General features: G+C 64.6%; 15 protein-coding genes. 6 read left to right on the forward strand and 9 right to left on the reverse strand.

All coding sequences use genetic code 11. The features are described 5' to 3' along the window. Positions 1 to 2 precede the first annotated feature (2 nt). Complete coding sequence (gene putA, locus LK12_RS02810) at positions 3 to 3,599, reverse strand: trifunctional transcriptional regulator/proline dehydrogenase/L-glutamate gamma-semialdehyde dehydrogenase (RefSeq protein ID WP_039280180.1); 3,597 nt, start codon at positions 3,597 to 3,599, stop codon at positions 3 to 5. A 99-nt stretch (positions 3,600 to 3,698) separates the two neighbouring features. On the opposite strand from putA, the gene LK12_RS02815 reads away from it, so the two are divergent. The 3 genes from LK12_RS02815 (at position 3,699) to LK12_RS23685 (ending at position 6,539) form a co-directional block, all read left to right on the forward strand. Continuing rightward, positions 3,699 to 4,169: an Lrp/AsnC family transcriptional regulator gene (locus tag LK12_RS02815; RefSeq protein ID WP_039279043.1), complete on the forward strand. Its 471-nt coding sequence runs from the start codon at positions 3,699 to 3,701 to the stop codon at positions 4,167 to 4,169. Between the two features lie 88 nt (positions 4,170 to 4,257). Then, entirely contained in the window at positions 4,258 to 5,127 is an 870-nt protein-coding gene (locus LK12_RS02820; protein WP_039279047.1) for an SDR family NAD(P)-dependent oxidoreductase, read from the forward strand. Between the two features lie 80 nt (positions 5,128 to 5,207). Beyond that, entirely contained in the window at positions 5,208 to 6,539 is a 1,332-nt protein-coding gene (locus tag LK12_RS23685; protein ID WP_156135365.1) for a serine hydrolase domain-containing protein, read from the forward strand. A gap of 28 nt (positions 6,540 to 6,567) precedes the next feature. Here LK12_RS23685 and LK12_RS02830 read toward each other — a convergent pair whose 3' ends face one another. From LK12_RS02830 to LK12_RS02845, 4 genes are read right to left on the reverse strand one after another with little or no spacing between them, the layout of a single operon-like run. After that, positions 6,568 to 9,312, reverse strand: a complete 2,745-nt coding sequence (locus tag LK12_RS02830; RefSeq protein ID WP_039279050.1) for a xanthine dehydrogenase family protein molybdopterin-binding subunit — start codon at positions 9,310 to 9,312, stop codon at positions 6,568 to 6,570. Further along, positions 9,309 to 9,782 (reverse strand): (2Fe-2S)-binding protein, encoded by a 474-nt coding sequence (locus tag LK12_RS02835; RefSeq protein WP_039279054.1) that lies wholly within the window; start codon positions 9,780 to 9,782, stop codon positions 9,309 to 9,311. Before LK12_RS02835 ends, LK12_RS02830 begins: the two co-directional genes overlap by 4 nt. Continuing rightward, positions 9,779 to 10,648: an FAD binding domain-containing protein gene (locus tag LK12_RS02840; RefSeq protein WP_039279057.1), complete on the reverse strand. Its 870-nt coding sequence runs from the start codon at positions 10,646 to 10,648 to the stop codon at positions 9,779 to 9,781. Before LK12_RS02840 ends, LK12_RS02835 begins: the two co-directional genes overlap by 4 nt. Next, positions 10,645 to 11,364, reverse strand: coding sequence for a CoxG family protein (locus tag LK12_RS02845; protein WP_039279060.1), 720 nt, complete (start codon positions 11,362 to 11,364; stop codon positions 10,645 to 10,647). The genes LK12_RS02840 and LK12_RS02845 overlap by 4 nt, the downstream gene beginning before the upstream one ends. 265 nt (positions 11,365 to 11,629) lie before the next feature. On the opposite strand from LK12_RS02845, the gene LK12_RS02850 reads away from it, so the two are divergent. Together LK12_RS02850 and LK12_RS02855 are read left to right on the forward strand one after the other, a co-directional pair. Continuing rightward, positions 11,630 to 12,529 (forward strand): SMP-30/gluconolactonase/LRE family protein, encoded by a 900-nt coding sequence (locus LK12_RS02850; protein ID WP_039279063.1) that lies wholly within the window; start codon positions 11,630 to 11,632, stop codon positions 12,527 to 12,529. 106 nt (positions 12,530 to 12,635) lie between these two features. After that, positions 12,636 to 13,454 carry an SDR family NAD(P)-dependent oxidoreductase gene (locus LK12_RS02855; RefSeq protein WP_039279065.1) on the forward strand — a complete coding sequence of 273 codons (819 nt, stop codon included), beginning with the start codon at positions 12,636 to 12,638 and terminating at the stop codon, positions 13,452 to 13,454. 35 nt (positions 13,455 to 13,489) lie between these two features. Here LK12_RS02855 and LK12_RS02860 read toward each other — a convergent pair whose 3' ends face one another. The 3 genes from LK12_RS02860 to LK12_RS02865 all read right to left on the reverse strand — a co-directional run bounded on the left by LK12_RS02860 (position 13,490) and on the right by LK12_RS02865 (position 15,905). Then, complete coding sequence (locus LK12_RS02860) at positions 13,490 to 13,861, reverse strand: EthD domain-containing protein (protein WP_039279067.1); 372 nt, start codon at positions 13,859 to 13,861, stop codon at positions 13,490 to 13,492. A gap of 99 nt (positions 13,862 to 13,960) precedes the next feature. Then, positions 13,961 to 14,089 carry a hypothetical protein gene (locus tag LK12_RS25265; RefSeq protein WP_269430630.1) on the reverse strand — a complete coding sequence of 43 codons (129 nt, stop codon included), beginning with the start codon at positions 14,087 to 14,089 and terminating at the stop codon, positions 13,961 to 13,963. 100 nt (positions 14,090 to 14,189) lie between these two features. Continuing rightward, positions 14,190 to 15,905, reverse strand: coding sequence for a flotillin family protein (locus LK12_RS02865; RefSeq protein ID WP_039279070.1), 1,716 nt, complete (start codon positions 15,903 to 15,905; stop codon positions 14,190 to 14,192). 616 nt (positions 15,906 to 16,521) lie between these two features. Here LK12_RS02865 and LK12_RS24525 point away from each other — a divergent pair. Next, complete coding sequence (locus LK12_RS24525) at positions 16,522 to 16,677, forward strand: hypothetical protein (RefSeq protein WP_156135366.1); 156 nt, start codon at positions 16,522 to 16,524, stop codon at positions 16,675 to 16,677. On the opposite strand, the gene LK12_RS25345 is transcribed toward LK12_RS24525, so the two are convergent. Next, positions 16,638 to 16,826 (reverse strand): OB-fold-containig protein, encoded by a 189-nt coding sequence (locus LK12_RS25345; RefSeq protein WP_197063441.1) that lies wholly within the window; start codon positions 16,824 to 16,826, stop codon positions 16,638 to 16,640. The genes LK12_RS24525 and LK12_RS25345 overlap by 40 nt on opposite strands. Positions 16,827 to 16,841 lie beyond the last annotated feature (15 nt).

Genomic DNA, 16,841 nt, shown 5'->3' on the forward strand with positions numbered 1-16,841 from the left:
GTTCAGCCGATCATCATGAGGCTCGCATTTCCGCCCGCAGCCGTAGTGTTTATCGATGTGGACACTTCCTCCAGTAGCCAGGCGCAGCCAGGTCCTGGCCCGGTATGCACCGGCACGATCGGACCTTCCTTTCCGGCGACGTCCATGCACGCCTGGGCGATGACATCGTCCTCGCCTTCGACAAGGCATGCAGAGAAGGGCTCACTGGCATCCGGCCTGAATCGAGCGGCAATCGGTGCGGGCAGGTCATCGGGCAAACCCATGCCCTCCACCGTGCCGCGATTGCCGCTCGCCAGCACCGCCGCCATCTGATCGAAAAGCCCCACATCAGTGGTGGGGCGCAGCAGCACGCGACCTCGCGGATGCAGGGCGTAGCGATTGCACTCTCCCACCGGCCCCGGCAGTTCCAGCATCGTGCCGAGCGCGCATTCGGCTCCCAGCGCGCGAGCGCGCACCGCGGCCTCCGCATTACCGCGCCGCTCGAGCCAAGAGGCAAAATCCTCCAAGCGCGCATCCACAGCCTCCGATGAAGGCAGGACACACGGCGCGTCCCTCACCAGCCGCCCGAGATACAGTGGCCCGCCCGCCTTGGGCCCAGTGCCGGAAAGCCCCCGCCCGCCAAAGGGCTGCGATCCGACGATGGCGCCGATGACGTTGCGGTTCACATAGATGTTGCCGACGCGCACTTGCGAAGTGACTTGCGCGACGGTGCCGTCGAGCCGGGTGTGAAGGCCGAACGTCAGCCCGTATCCGGTCGCATTGATCTGATCGATCAGCGCGTTCATGTCCTTGCGACGGAAGCGTACGACATGCAGCACCGGCCCGAAGACTTCGCGCCCGAGATCGCTGATCGAATCGATCTCGATGATCGTCGGCGCCACGAAAGTTCCGCGAGACGCAACTTCCTCAGGAACGGCGAAGCGGGTCACGCGGTGTCCTTGTTCGCGCATGGCTTCGATGTGCCGCTCGATGTTTGCCTGTGCTTCGGCGGTGATGACCGGCCCTATATCCGTGGCGAGACGATCGGGATTGCCGATCCGCAGTTCCGCCAGAGCGCCCTTGAGCATATCCAGCGTCCGATCCGCCACATCCTCCTGCAGGCACAACACCCGCAAAGCCGAGCAGCGCTGGCCGGCACTGTCGAAGGCCGAGGCGATCACGTCGCCCACCACCTGTTCGGCCAGAGCGGAGGAATCGACGATCATCGCGTTCTGTCCACCCGTCTCAGCGATCAGCGGAATCGGCTTGCCGTCCGGCGAGAGCCGTCCGGCCAATTGACGCTGGATCAGGCGCGCCACTGCGGTCGAGCCGGTGAACATGACCGCAGCCACCTGCGGCGCTTCCACCAGAGCCGCGCCGACGCTGCCATCGCCCGTCACCAGTTGCAGGGCATCCGCCGGAACGCCGGCCTCGTGCAGGATGCGCACTGCCTCGGCCGCGATCAGCGGGGTTTCCTCGGCAGGTTTCGCCAGCACCGGATTGCCCGCGACCAGCGCCGCCGCGACCTGCCCGGTGAAGATCGCGAGCGGGAAGTTCCAGGGGCTGATGCAGACCACCGGTCCCAGCGGGATCTGATCCGCCCCGAATGTCTCGCGCGCCTGCCTGGCATAGAAGCGCAGGAAATCTATCGCCTCGCGCACTTCCGCCACGGCATTGGCCGCGGACTTGCCCGCCTCGCGCATGGCAAGGCCCATGAAGACCTCGAGCCGCTCCTGATAGCTGTCGGCGGCCAGTTCCAGCATGGCCGCGCGTTGCGCGACGGGGATACTGCTCCAACCGCTGATGGCGGCACGCTGGACTGCTTTGGCAGCGTCCTGTGGGGGAACATCGATAACGTTTCCGACCTGATCCCGGTGATCGGCCGGGTTCAGGACAGGCCGCGACTGCCCGTTCGAACCGTCCGGTCGTGCCGTCCATGTCTGCTCCGCCGATTGCCGCAAGGACTGCGAGAGCGACTGCAGGGCGAGTTCATCGGTCAGGTCGATACCGGCTGAATTGCGGCGGCCGGGAAAGATATCGCCGGGCAAGGCGATCAACTCGTGCCGGGCGCCCGGCTGCGGCATGGCGCGTACGACTTCGGCCGGATCGGCGACCAGATCCGCCACCGGCACTGCCGGATCGCCAATGCGGTTCACGAACGAGGAATTGGCGCCGTTTTCCAGCAGCCGGCGGACCAGATAGGCCAGCAGTGTCTCGTGGGTGCCTACCGGGGCATAGATACGGCAGGGCCGGTCCAGCTTGCCGGCCCCGACGACCTGTGAATAGAGCGCCTCGCCCATGCCGTGCAGGCACTGGAACTCATATTGGCCAACCGAAAAGTCCGGCCCGGCAAGATGATAGATCGTCGCCACCGTCTGGGCATTGTGGGTGGCGAACTGCGGGAAGACCTCGTCGGGTGCAGCAAGCAACTTTCGGGCGCAGGCGATATAGGCCACGTCGGTGTGGACCTTGCGGGTATAGACCGGGAAGTCGCTCAGCCCTTCGACCTGCGCGCGCTTGATCTCGGCATCCCAGTATGCGCCCTTCACCAGACGGACCATGATGCGCCTGCGGGCCCGGCGCGCCAGATCGACGATCCAGTCGATGACCATTGGACAGCGCTTGCCATAGGCCTGAACCACGAAACCCAGACCGTCCCAATCCCTGAGATCCGGATCGAGCGCGAGGCTTTCCAGCAGGTCCAGCGAGAGTTCGAGGCGGTCTGCCTCCTCGGCATCGATATTGAAGCCGATGCCGTACTCGCGGGCCATGGCCGCCAGAGCCTTCACGCGCGGCAGCAGTTCTCCCATCACCCGGTCCGCCTGCGCGCGGGCATAGCGGGGGTGGAGCGCGGACAGCTTGATCGAAATCCCCGGCCCCCGGTAGATGCCCTTCCCCGCCCCGGCATCGCCGATAGCCTCGATCGCCCGGACATAATCATTGTAATAGCGCTCGGCATCGGCCGCGGTCATCGCCGCTTCGCCCAGCATGTCGTAGCTGTAGCGGAAGCCTTTCGCCTCCCGCTCCCGAGCGCGCTTGAGTGCGTCCCCGATGGTTTCGCCGACGACGAATTGCTCGCCCAGCATGCGCATAGCCAGATCCACGCCCCGGCGGATCACCGGCTCGCCCGCCCGCGCGATCAGCCGCGTCAAGGCGCGGGACAGGCCCCGATCGTCCACGCTGCCCACCAGCTTTCCGGTCACGACAAGCCCCCAGGTCGCCGCATTGACGAAGAGCGACTTGTCGCCGCTCAGGTGTCCGCTCCAGTTGCCGTGGGCAATCTTGTCGCGGATCAGCGCATCGCGCGTGGCCGCATCGGGAATGCGCAGCAGCGCCTCCGCCAGGCACATCAGCGCCACGCCTTCCTCGCTGGAGAGCGCATATTCCTGAACCAGCCCCTCGACCCCGCTACCCTTTCGTTCCGCACGCAACGCCGTGACAAGTTCTGCCGCCGTCTGGCGTATGGCGTCGCGCTCCGGCGCCGGAAGACTGGCGGCTTCGAGCAACGGTGCGAGGCATTCGGCCTCGTTCCGGCGTCGGGCCCCGGCAATGGCACGTCGAAGCGGCGAGAGATCACGGATGGCCGGCGAAAAGGCGGCGAAGGGGGGCTCGGCTGTCATGTGGCCCATCATACAACAGTCACATTCGGCAATGTGACTTATCAGCACGCTTGAAAGAGTCTATTAGCCCTAACTTAATCATAGAATTGGTCATTTATAATGAAAAATGCCGGAACTACGGTCGATCTGGACGATCTGGACCGCAGGATTATAGCTGTCCTGCGGCGAGACGGCAGGATCACGGTCACCGATCTCGCAAAAGAGGTGGGGATGTCGAAGACGCCGTGCCAGGTGCGCATGCGCAAGCTGATCGAAAGCGGCGTGATCCGGGGCTTTCGCGCCATTGTAAATCCGGCCACCCTCGGGCTCGATCATGTCGCCTTTACCGAGGTCAAATTGTCCGACACGCGCGAACAGGCGCTCAGCGAATTCAACCGAGCGGTCCAGCGCATTCCCGAGATCGAGGAATGCCACATGCTGGCCAGCAGCTTCGACTACCTGCTCAAGGTGCGCACGGCCGACATCCGCCGCTACCGCGTGGTGCTGGGGGAGAAGATTTCAAGCCTGCCGCATGTCTCCAGCACCTCCACCTTCGTGGCGATGGAGACGGTGAAGGACTCCAGCCGGTAGATCGCTGGCGCGCTTCCGTTCACGGGCCTCTTGTAGACCTGTTCAGCGGCGATAGCATGCAGGCAAAGCAATACCGGGAGAGAAGCCAATGCCTGACGCCGTGCCCGTCGCCATCGTCACCGGGGCCAGCCGCGGTGCCGGCCGGGGCATAGCCGTCGCGCTGGGTTCGCACGGCTGCACCGTCTACGTCACCGGTCGCTCGCAGAAGGAAGGCGATGCCTCGATGCCCGGCACCATCCACGCCACCGCACGCGAAGTGACCGAGGCGGGTGGAAAGGGCATTGCCGTCGCCTGCGACAGCAGCGACGACACACAGATCGCCGCGCTCATCGATCAGGTCATGGCCGAACAGGGCCGCATCGACATCCTGATCAACAACGCCTGCGCCGTCCACGACCGGCTCAACGATCCCGGCCAGTTCTGGGAAAAGCCGCTGGCCATCGGCAACATGATCGACGTCGGCGTGCGCAGCGGCTTCGTCACCTCGTGGTATGCCGCGCCGCACATGGTGAAGCAGGACAAGGGACTGATCCTGTTCACCTCCTCGCCCGGTTCGATGCACTACTGCTTCGGCCCGGCCTATGGCGCGCACAAGGCCGGGGTGGACAAGATGGCCTTCGACATGGGCGTCGACTTCACAGATGCGGGCGCGAACGTCGCGGCGGTCTCGGTCTGGATGGGCGCACTCACCACCGAGCGGTTGATGCAGATGATGGAAGCCGAACCCGAACGCTTCGCGCACCTCGACGGGTTTCTGGAATCGGCAGGCTACACCGGCCACCTCGCCTGGGCACTGTGGAACGACCCGGACCTGATGACCTACAACGGCAAGACGATGATCGGCGCCGAACTGGGCCAGCACTACGGCATCACCGATATCGGCGGCAAATTCCCGCCCTCGGCCCGGCTCGGCACTGGCGCCGAACCGCCGCAATATGCGCCGTACAAGGTAAAATAGATCCTGCCTCTGGAGAGACACCGCATTAGGTAAATACCGGTTGGTTGACGGCGCTGGATGCGGCGTTGATAACGGGCGCAATGATAAGAATTCTGGTCGCGTTCGCCTTTGTAATCGTCTCAGTTCCCGCAGCCGCCCGCCCGGTTCAACCAGAGGGTGACGTGGCCGTTCGGCTGGAGGAAGCCCTTTCCGCCGCAGCGGAGCACGATCGCTTCTACGGCGCCGTGCTGCTGGCGCGTGACGGTGAAGTGGTTCTGCGCAAGGCATACGGCCCAATCGATGAGGCCGGCACTCGGGCCACAACCGGGCAGCCGTACAACGTCGGTTCGGTGGGCAAGCTGTTCACGATGGCCCTGGTGCTGGAACGGGTCGAAGACGGCACGCTGTCGCTCGATGATACCATCGCTCGACACTTGCCGAACAGTGGCCTGCCGGGCGCACAAGACATCACGATCCGCCAGCTGCTCAGCCACAGTTCGGGGTACGGCGATTATTTCAGTCACCCCGACTATACGCTCGAGCAGCGGACGTTGGACGACTTCCTCGACCTGGTCCGGACCAGCAAGGTCGAATTCGCCCCGGGCAAGGGCTTCGCCTATTCCAATTCCGCCTTCTGGGTACTCGCCGCAATCCTCGAAGCGACCGATGCACAGGATCGCGACTGGCAAACCATCTTTGCCGAAGACGTGTTCGACCGCGCGGGCATGGAAGTGCGCGAGTTCCAGCCCGACATGGAGTACGCGGCCCGCCCGAAGGGCTTCGCCCTGCGCCCTGACGGCACGGTTGAGACGACCTTCGACGACCCGCGCCCCGGTCCCGACGGCGGCTGGTATACCGGCGTGGACGACATGCTGGCGTTCGACCGGGGCCTCGGCCACGGATTTTGGTTCGGCACGGCGCTGCGGGAAGAAAGCGAACGCCCCCTGACCTACTTTCCCAGCCTCGGCGCGGACGTCGGACTCGTCTGGGAAATCTATGACGAGAACGGTCGGACCTACGTCACCAAGGGCGGCACGACTACTGGCGGCGGCGCAGAATTGGTGAACTTCCGCCATGGCAAAGCGAACTATACGCTGGTGATGCTCTCCAATCTGGAGAACGCGCCCCTGAACATTTTCCGGGACGTGCTTGCCTATGCGCTTGGCGACGAAGGGGCATCGCTTCCGGGACCGGCACCATTGGTGGCGTTCTATCGGGCCGCCACGCAATCGAGGCTGCCCGGAGCTTCCGAACTGAAGGCATGGGCCGAGAGGCATGGCGTGACGGTGAGGCCGATGCCCATGCTGATGGCCGCCAATGCCCTGCGGAAGAAGGAAAATTACGATGCGGCCAGATCGCTTCTGGACCTGACGCTGACCGAATATCCGGACAATGCCGTCGCCAAGCAACTTCTGGCCGCATTGCCCGAATGACGCATCACTGCGTCATTCGGGCAATGCCCTAGGCCCGCACCGCGTTCACTTTCGCTGTGCCGAACATGCCCATCTTGCACTTGCCGGTGATCGTGTCGCCCGAGGCCTGAAGGTCGTACTTGAGCGTGACCTTCATCGGCTTGTCGACTTTCACCTCGAACTTCATCCGGCCGTCCTCGAAGGTGCCGCCCGAAAAGTCCTGCTGGCCTTCCGGCGCGGAGAGATAACCGGACAACGCCGTGCCATCGGTCTCGAAGTGGGCGAGGAACGTCTGCCCGCCCATCGGTGCCTTGAGCGTCATGTCCCAGTCGCCATCGATGCTGGCAGCGGCGAGTGCCGGTGCGGGCGCGGGTGCTTCCGCCACAGGTTCGGCGGGTGCTTCTTCCGCTACCGGTGCAGCCACCGTCTTTTCGGCGGGGGCGTGATGGCCGGAGACGTCGCGCTGTTCGATCACGTCGAGAATGCGCGACGGAGTCAGCGGCAGGGTCACTTCGCCCGTTTCGCCGCCGAGTTCGCCGAAAGGCGCGAGGGCATCGGCGATGGCGTTGACCAGCGTCGGCGGGCCGATGATCGCCCCGCCCTCACCCACGCCGCGCATGCCGCCGATGGTCTGCGAGGGCGTGTTGGCGTGCAGGTATTCAAAGTCCGGCACGTCCGAGATCGTCGGCATCAGGTAGTCCTTGAACGTTGCCGCGAGCGGATTGCCGCGCGCATCGTAAGGCATGTCTTCCAGCAGAACCTGTCCGATGGCCTGTGCCAGCCCGCCCGCAATCTGGCCCTCGACGACGCCGGGATTGATCACGGTCCCGCAGTCCTCGGAACTGATCCAGCGCAGGATCTTCACGAATCCGGTTTCGGCATCGACTTCGACCACGCAACAATGCGCGGCGCTGGTCATCGTCATCGGCGGCGGCTGATAGCGGAACTGCGCCTCAAGGCCACTTGCCATGCCCTCGGGCAGACGCGCGGGCTCGCCATAGGCGATCTCGGCCAATTCCTTGAGCGAGCGCGACATTTCCGGCGCGCCTTCGACGTGGACCATGCCGCCGTCGATGGTGACGGCATCCACCGGGGCGTTGGAGAGGTGCGCGGCGACCGCCTTGACCTTCTCGGCCAGTATCTCGGTCGCTTTCCAGGTCGCGCCGCCGGCAATCACGCCCTGACGGCTGCCCGCCGCGCCCGGACTGAACGCGCCGATTGCGCTGTCTCCCTCGAAGACCGAAATGTCCTCGTAAGCGACGCCGAGTTGTTCGGCGATCACCTGCGCCATCGTCGTGGCCGTGCCATGCCCCTGCGAATGCGTGGAGAGCATGGCAACGACCTTGCCGGTGGGTTCGATGCGTAATTGCACAGTCTCGCCGGTCATGGGCGCCATGGCACCGGCGGAACCAGTCGGTTCGATGTAGGTCGCAATTCCCATGCCGAGGTAGCGGCCCTGCTTGCGCGCCTCGGCCTGCTCCTTGCGGAAGGCGGCGATATCGACATTGGCGACCAGCTTCTCGAGGCATTCGCCCGGCGTGATGTCGGTCACCTCGATGCCCATGTTCGACGTGACCGGCTGATCGGGCAGATAGATCAGGTTCTTGCGGCGCAGCTCGACCGGATCGATGCCCATCTTGCGCGCAGCCTTGTCGAGCGTGGTCTCGCGGATCAGCGATTCCATCGCCCAGGGGCCGCGATAGCCGCCCAGCCCCATCGTGTTGGTGTACCAGCCGCGCGTGACGAAGCCATAGGCCGGCAGCTTGTAGGCCGGCCACATGAACATGTGCACGGCGATGTTGGCATCCTCGCCCATCGGCCAGGCACCGTTGTTGCAGGCATAGTCGGACCAGCCCGCCAGCAGCTTGCCTTCGTCGTCGAGGCCGATCGTCAGCGACACTTCCTGCTCGCGCGCATGGCTGGAAGCGGTCAGGGCCTCGTAGCGATCCTCGATCCACTTGAGCGGCCGGCCAAACAGGCGCGCGGCAACCACAACCGCCACTTCCTCGCGCCAGGGGATGTTCTTGAGGCCGAAACCGCCGCCGACGTCCTTGGCTATGACGCGGATCGACTCCTGCGGCAGACCCATCACCAGCGCTACGTAGCGGGCGGCAAGGTGCGGGCTCTGGCAGCCCATCCATACCGTCATTTCGCCCGACCCCTCGGGCGACGCCACGCAGGCGCGGCATTCCATCGGCGACTGGGCGATGCGTTGGTGGCGGATCGTGTGAGTGACGACATGCGGCGCCTTGTCCAGCAGCGGCTGGATCGCCTCTTCCAGCATGTCCTCGTCGCCCATTTCGGCAGCGATGTTGTCGTCCTTGTCCGGATGGACCAGCGGGCCGGTCCTGGCATCGGCAATGGTGACGACCGGGGCTTCCTCCTCGATCTCAAGCTCGACCAGCGCGGCGGCGTCCTCGGCCTGCGCCCGGCTTTCGGCAATCACCATGCACACCGGATCGCCGACACAGGCCACGCGCCCGTCGGCCAGCAGCGTCACCGGGCTTTCGATGGGCGTGAAGAAGAAGCTCATCATCTGCACCGGGATCGCGGCGAGATCATCCTGCGTATAGATCGCCTGAACGCCCGGCATTTCGCGCGCCACGTCCAGATTTATGGACGCGATCCTGCCGCGGGCGACAGGGCTGCGCACGAAAGCGATGTGCAGCATGCCGGGCAGCTGGACATCATCGGTGAACTGCCCGCGCCCGGTCAGCAGGCGCCCGTCCTCCTTGCGCGGCGTGCGTTCGCCGACATAGCGCGTCGCGCCGACGCTGCTCGCGTGATAGTTCATGCCGGTTCTCCCGCAAGCTGGCGTATCGCGCGGCGAATGCCCTGGTAGCCGGTGCAGCGGCAGATATGGCCGGACATGGCCTCTTCCATTTCACTGGTGGTCGCGGAGGGGTTGTCTTCGAGCACCGTCGCCAGAGTGATCGCCACGCCCGGCGTGCAGAAGCCGCATTGCAGCCCGAAGTTGTCCTTGAGCGCCTGCTGGACGCGGTGAAGCGTGCCGTCCGGTTTGGCGAGACCTTCCACCGTGGTGATCGCACAGCCGTTCGCCTGCACTGCCAGCATCAGGCACGAGCGCATCGCCACCCCGTCGACGCGCACCGTGCAGGCCCCGCAGACGCCGTGCTCGCAGGCGAGGTGCGTACCGGTATACCCCAAGCCTTCGCGCAGGAACTCGCCAAGGCTTGTGCGCGCTTCCACCGTGGCGCTGTGACGATGACCATTGACGGTGAGGTCGATCTTGTGCTCGCTCATGCGGCGCTCCTGATATCGAGGGTCTCGCGCAGGGTGCGGGCGAAGATGCGCCTGCCCACGGTGCGGCGGTATTCGGCACTGGCGTGGTGGTCGTCGAACGGGGCGGTATCGGCCACGGCCAGTTCGGCCACGGCCTGCACGTCGATCTCGCCCAGCGCCTTGCCGACGAGTGCCCGTTCCGCCTGCCTGGCCCTGATCGGCGTCGGCCCCATGCCGAACCAGCCGATCCCGGCGCGGGCGATGGCGCCCGCTTCGAGCGCCAAGGCACCGACCATACCCACCAGCGCGAAGTCTCCGGTACGCTGTGCGACTTCGCGGAACAGCACGGTGTGCCCCTCCGGCCACTCGGGGTAGGAAATTCCGGTCACCAGTTCATCGGGTTCCAGCACGGTCATGTATGGGCCGAGATAGAACTCCTCCGCCTTGACGCTGCGGGTGCCGCGCACGGACGTAATCTCGATCGTCGCCCCCAGCGCCACGGCGGCGGCGGGCATTTCCGCGGCCGGTTCGCCCAGGGCCACCGAGCCGCCGACCGTCCCGCGATTGCGGGTCTGGTAGTGACCGACATGGCCCAGCGCCGTGACCAGTGCAGGCAAATGCTGCGCCAGCGTGGCGTCCTTGAGGGCATCAGCCTGACGGGTGGCCGGGCCGATGCGGATTGCACCGTCGGCGCGGCTGACGCCCTTGAGACCGGCAATGCCATTGATGTCGACGAGGATGAAGGGCTGGCTCATGCGCAGGTTGAGCAAGGGCATCAGTGTCTGGCCGCCCGCGATCACCGTCGCGCCGCCGCCGGCGTCGGCAAGCACCTGGCAGGCCTCGGCCACGCTCGTGGGCCGCGCATAGTCGAAAGGCGCGGGTTTCATCGCAGACCCCCGCGCCGTCCTGCTTCGTAGGCGGCTGCAGCCGTGACGACCATCAGCACCAGCACGAGAAGCATCTGCGAGTGCATCTGCCACATGCCCAGCGTGAAGCCTGCCAGAAGCGCCAGGACCAGGGCAGCGACCCATCCCCATAGCGGCGCAGGTTGCGACGCGACAGGCGCGGCCACGGGCACTGCCACCGGCGGCGTCGCCGCAGCCGCCCGTTCCGGCGCACCGGCCGCTTGCGGCGCCTCTTCGGCGGCGGGCGCAGCACCTGCCCCGCTCACGACTTCGCCGAACTTCGCGAAGAACTTGCCCGCAAGGTTCTTGGCGGTCGCATCGATGATCGGTCCGCCAAGCTGGGCCATGCGCCCGCCCACTTCCGCCTCGACATCGTAGGAAACCAGCGTTTCCCCGCCCCCGGCGTCGGAAAGACGCACTTTCGCACCCCCCTTGGCCGAGCCGGCAATACCGCCGTTGCCTGAACCGGTGATCGTGTAGCCGTTCGGTGCATCGATATCGGAAAGCTGCACATTGCCTTTGAAACGCGCACCGATCGGGCCGATCTTCACTTCGGCAACCGCGACGAAGCGATCGTCGCCTTCGCGTTCCAGGCTCTGGCAGCCGGGGATGCATTGAGCGAGAACGGCGGGGTCGTTGAGGGCCTCCCACACCTTCTGGCGCGGCGCGGCAATCCGCTGCTCGCCGGTCATCTGCATTCTGGTCTCTCCCCAATCCTTGACGTTGAACCGGCGTCGCGAGCCGGCTGCGCTATCGACCCGATACAACGCCGAGACGACGCGCGATGCAACCCCTATGAGCGACTATAGATCATATTTTGTTGGAACATGCAGTCATCGCTGCCGCGTTGGCCCGGCGTGACGAGTACAAGCCGTGCTTGACCGGCGGCGCTCCTGCCAACACTCTAGCGAACACGCGGCCGAGCCTCGCAAAAGATGCCGGCCTTAGCGAGGGAGAGTGAGCATGGCCGACCTGTCCGCAATGCAGTTCACCGAACTGGCGTCCGGCATCTATCTGGAAGGTCTCTCGGTCGATCACGAACGCGACGTGATCTGGTACAGCGACGTCGTGGGCGGGGGCATCCATGGGGTGAGGCCCGATGGAACCCCGGTGGCCGTCCTCGATCCCGAGCGAATGTGGACCGGCGGCATCATGATGAATGCCGACGGCGCGGTGCTCTCCAGCGGCCAGGGCGGTGTGCGCTGGAACAATCCCGCCGCTGGCACCTCCGGCTGGCTGATTGACGCAATCGACGGCAAGCCGGTGGGCGGCGTGAACGAGATGTGGCCCGACGGCGAAGGCGGGATGTTCTTCGGCACCATCGACATGGAATATATCATCGCCGCGCGCGAAACGCGGCCCGTCGACCTCTACCGGCTGACGCGGGACCGCGAAGTGATCCGCATCGCCGAGGACCTGCGCTTCACCAACGGCATCGGCTACAACCCGGCTCGTCGCGAATTCTACTGCTCCGAGACCTTCGGCAAGGGCCTGATCTGGGACGTCACGCCCGATCTCATGCTCGAGAACAAGCGCGTCCTGCTCGACCGCGACGACTGCGACGGACTCGCGCTCGATTGCGAGGACAACATCTGGATTCCCGGCGTCTATTCCCCCGGCATCATCCGCCGCGTGACACCGCAGGGTGAGGAACTCGAACCGATCTCGACGCCGCCCGGTGCCACCACGCAAGTCCGCTTCGGCGGCGACGACGGGCGCGACATGTACATCGTTCTGGTCCCCGAAGATGCGGGCGATTGCCTCAAGAACGGACGGCCGCTTTCGGGCACTTCCTCGCTCTGGCGCGGACGCTCGCCGGTGGCGGGCGTAAAGGTGCCACCCACCGAATTCGCATTGTCCTGAAACAGGGGCCCGCCGTGGCGATCTCACCGCATCGACGCTGGCCTGCATGCAAACCGGGAGCTACCTAGGCAGCTCTTCAGATAGCCGAGAAAGAAGGAAAGAGGTCATGAGTGCGAGCGCAGTCCCCGGCACGATCGTCATCACCGGCGCGGCCGGCGGTATGGGCAATCCCGCTGCCATCCGCTTTGCCGCAAAGGGCCGCAAGCTGCTCCTGTGCGATCTTCACGCGGAACCGGTCGAAGCACTGGCTGCCGTGCTGCGCGGCACCGGCACCGAAATCCGCACGCTCGCCGGCGACATTGCCGCCCCCGATTTCTCCGACCAGATCCTTGCCAAGCTCGATGGCGAGCCGATTGCCGGGCTGGTGCATACCGCCGGGCTCTCCCCGACGATGGCGGACGGCGAGCGCATCTTCTCGGTCAACTACGATGCAACGCTAAACCTCATTGCCGGCCTGCTGCCGCACTTCTCCGAAGGTGCCTGCGCCGTGCTGATCTCTTCGGTTTCCGCCTACATGCTGGGCGACCCGACCATGCTGGGCGCCGTTCGCGAGTTCGTGCTGACCGGCGACAAGAGCGGCATTGCGCAGTTCATGGCCGACCCCGGCATGGCCTATGCCGTATCCAAGCGCGCGGTCATCGGCCTCGTCGAGCGCGAAGCCACCGCCTTCGGCGAACGCGGGCTGCGCATCGCCTCGATCGCGCCGGGCTTCATCGACACCGCGATGGGCAAGGCCGAAGCGGAATCGAGCGAGCAGATGCGCGCAATGATCGGCATGGTTCCGCAAAAGCGCATGGGCCACGGCGACGAGATCGCTGCAGTCGCGGAGTTCCTCTGCTCCCCGAATGCCTCCTACATCAGCGGCTGCGACATCCGCGTCGATGGCGGCATCGTCGGCCATCTCGGCATGCGGGCGGGCGGTTAATAACGCTCACAGGTCCCGGGTGAGTTTTCAACCCATTAGGCCTTCGCAAAATCCGATTCCTTCTCGACTACCGTAGCGATGCGGAACGCCGTGCGGTCGAAGAGGTTCTTCTCGTCCTCGATGATCTCGTCGGGCATCAGGCTGGTGGTGATATAGGCCAGCGTTCCGCGGTAGGTCTCTTCGTTGTCGAACCACAGCTCGGTGATCACGTCCGGCGCATTGGTGAATTCGCCGGTTTCGGGATGCGGCTGCGGATCGATGTAGCGCCGGATGTAGCGCGAAACGCCGCTGGAATACTTCTCCGCGAGTGGCGCATGCTTGCTCTCGTAGTAGTCGCGGAACTGCTCGACCGAAATGTCCGGCCGCCGCTTCATGAACAGCAGGATCTTGTAGGTCTGCTCCGCCATTAGCCTCTCCAACATTGCTTTCTTTTGGCGAGGTCTAACACAGGCGGGCGGCCTGCGCCTGCCGCCACGGCGATCAGACGCAACGTCCCTGCCCGACCATCACTCGAACTCCTTGGCCACCCGCTTGTGCGCCTTGCGTTCGCGGTGCGCTCGCAAGCCGCCCCGTATCAACGCCGCGACCAGAAGAAACGGGACCAGCGAAGCTCCCAGGAGAATTATCGCCCACATACCTGTTGCTCCGAAACCGACTTTCCAAATTGGCCCTGGTGGATTTCCACCAGGCAAATTCAAAGCCCGGGAGATCCGATCCCCCGGGCTTCGCTTTGTCTCAGTTCACCGTCTTGGGACGATAGACATCATCCCCCGGCTCGTCGTTGTCGGCCACTTCGGGTGCTTCGGGAACCACCGGCTCGACGGCACCCTGCACCATGGTGGCGAGCGTGCTGCCATCGAGACCGAGCTCCTTCATCAGCCCGTCGATCATCGGCGCCTGAGCGCGATAGGCCAGCGCGGCGCTGACCGCGTCGTTGGCGAGGTTGCCCGAACCGCCGACCGGCGCTCCGGCACCCGATGCACCGCCGCCCTTCTGGGTGAGGCCATCGACCTGTACGATCTTGATCGAGTCGATCGCTTCCATCGGACGCACGCTCTCGCGCACGACTTCCGGCAGGACCTTGAGCAGCGCCATCTTCATCTTCAGCGAGACCTGATCCGAAGACAGGATGTTCGCGGCTTCGTTGATGGCCCGCTGACCGGCCGCCTCGACTTCGAAGCGGACACGCGCGGCTTCCGCACGCAGCTTCTCGGCTTCAGCCTCGCCTTCCGCTTCGAGCCTTGCAGCTTCGGCGCGGTTGGACGCGGCTTCCTTTTCGGCCTCGGCTTCCACCTTGACCGAGATCGCCTGACGCTCGGCCTCCTTGGCCGCCTCGATCAGCTCGATCCTCTTGAGACGCTCGGCCACCTCGGTTTCGCGGCTGGTCGTAACCTGCTCCTCGGCGGCAACCGCCTTGGCGCGGGCTTCGTCGGCCTGAGACTTGGCCTGGCTTTCCTCGCGGCTCTTGTTCTGGATCGCGATCTGCTGTTCCTGACGGGCCAGCTCGACCGCCTGGGCCTGCGCAATGCGGGCTTCCTCGATCGTGCGATCCGCCTCGATCTGGCGCGCGTCGACCTGCTGCTTCGCCTCGATCCGCGCTTCGTCCGCATCGCGGCCGCGCGCGGCCTGTTCGCGGGCGACTTCCGCCGCCTGCTCGGCCCGGCGCATTTCGACTTCACGCTCTTGCTCGAGGCGCGCGAACTCGTTGTCGCGCTGGATCTGCAGCGACTGCCGATCGGCTTCGAGGTTCTTCGTCTCCATCTGCACGCGCGTATCCTGCTCGATGTCGTTGCGCGTCTTCTTGCGCAGCTCGATCTGCTCGGTCAGCTTGGTGAGACCTTCGGCGTCGAACGCGTTGTTCGCATTGAAGTGCTCGATGGAGGTCTGGTCGAGACCGGTCAGCGAGACCGATTCCAGCTCAAGACCGTTCATCGCAAGGTCCGCTGCGGACACCTGCTGCACTTTCTGGACGAAGTCCGCGCGCTGTTCGTGAAGCTGGTTCATCGACATGCCCGCCGCGACGGAGCGCAGCGCGTCGACGAACTTGCCCTCGACGAGATCCTTTAGGGCCTCGGGGTGCATCGTGCGTGCGCCGAGCGTCTGCGCGGCCATGGCAATGGCCCCAGCATCGGGACGCACGCGAACGTAGAATTCCGCCTTCACGTCGATCCGCAAGCGGTCGAGCGTGATCAGCGCATCCCCGTTCTTGCGCTCCACGGCGAGACGCACGGTGTTCATGTTGACCGGCATCGTCTCGTGGAAGATCGGCAGCACCAGAGCGCCGCCGTTCATCACGACCTTTTCGCCGCCAATGCCCGTTCGCACGAACGCGATTTCCTTGCTCGCACGGCGGTAGAGCCGCGCCAGCATCACGCCGAATACGATGAGCAGGATGACGATGCCACCGGCGAGGATGCCGATGCCCATCAGGCCACCTGAAAGACCATCCATATTACCTTCTCCTTCAAGGGAATGCTGCGGACGGCACCATGCCCCGCTCTCGACTTCATCCCAACTCAAATGCGCGCACGCAGTTGAGCTCAAATGACATCGACCGGCATTTCCCCGCCTCTCGGACAGACAGGCGGCGGCGAACAGGTTTCAACAAAAACCCGGCATCGCTGGCTTGAACAGGCAGATCATGCTGACAGATTTACGTTAGTCTGGACCAGAAAAGGTCACTTCACCGTAGATCAGGATCGCGGCCTGCACGAACTTCGTCCGATACTGGCGCACATCTTCAAATTCTCCGGACAAAGATGCTGCAGACGGCCTCTCGCCCCGCTCTCGATTTCATCTTGTCTTGACGTTGTATAGCTGAAGCCCGATCCGGCTCCTAGGAAAACCGGATTTTTGCGAGTCGATTGCATTAATAGGTTGCCGATTTTTAATTGCCTACTCGGCGCTGGCTTCATCCTCGCTTGCTGCCGCAGACACGGCCGATGGGCCGGCTGCGCGCGCAACCGCAATCTCATCGATTTCCAGGCGGCGTATGTGCACACGCTTTATAGAAAGTCTTCCAATCGCCAATGCGCCTATGGCGACCGCGCCAAAAGCAAGTGCTCCCATGGCGAAGGCCCCCACGGCAAGCGCGCCCAACGCACCGGCGCCGGTCGCCGAGGCGCCGACCGCGATGGCTTTGCGAGTCTTCCTGCGGGATACGAACTGCCTCATGACTCGACTTTACGCCGAATACGACAAGAAAGAAACGTGCTCGCTCTGAACAAAAGACTGGTCGGCATTGTCGGGTTCAAACATTACGTGTTGCATCCAAGCGACGCGATCATTCACTCGGGCCCGCGCCGAACTTTCCGAACCGATTGCCTCTATGGATTGAGGATATTCATCTCTGGCGCGCCAAGGCAGAGACATAGTTCCCGGAGCCGC

The sequence above is a fragment of the Novosphingobium malaysiense genome (assembly GCF_000802225.1).
In the GTDB taxonomy this organism is placed as follows: domain Bacteria; phylum Pseudomonadota; class Alphaproteobacteria; order Sphingomonadales; family Sphingomonadaceae; genus Novosphingobium; species Novosphingobium malaysiense.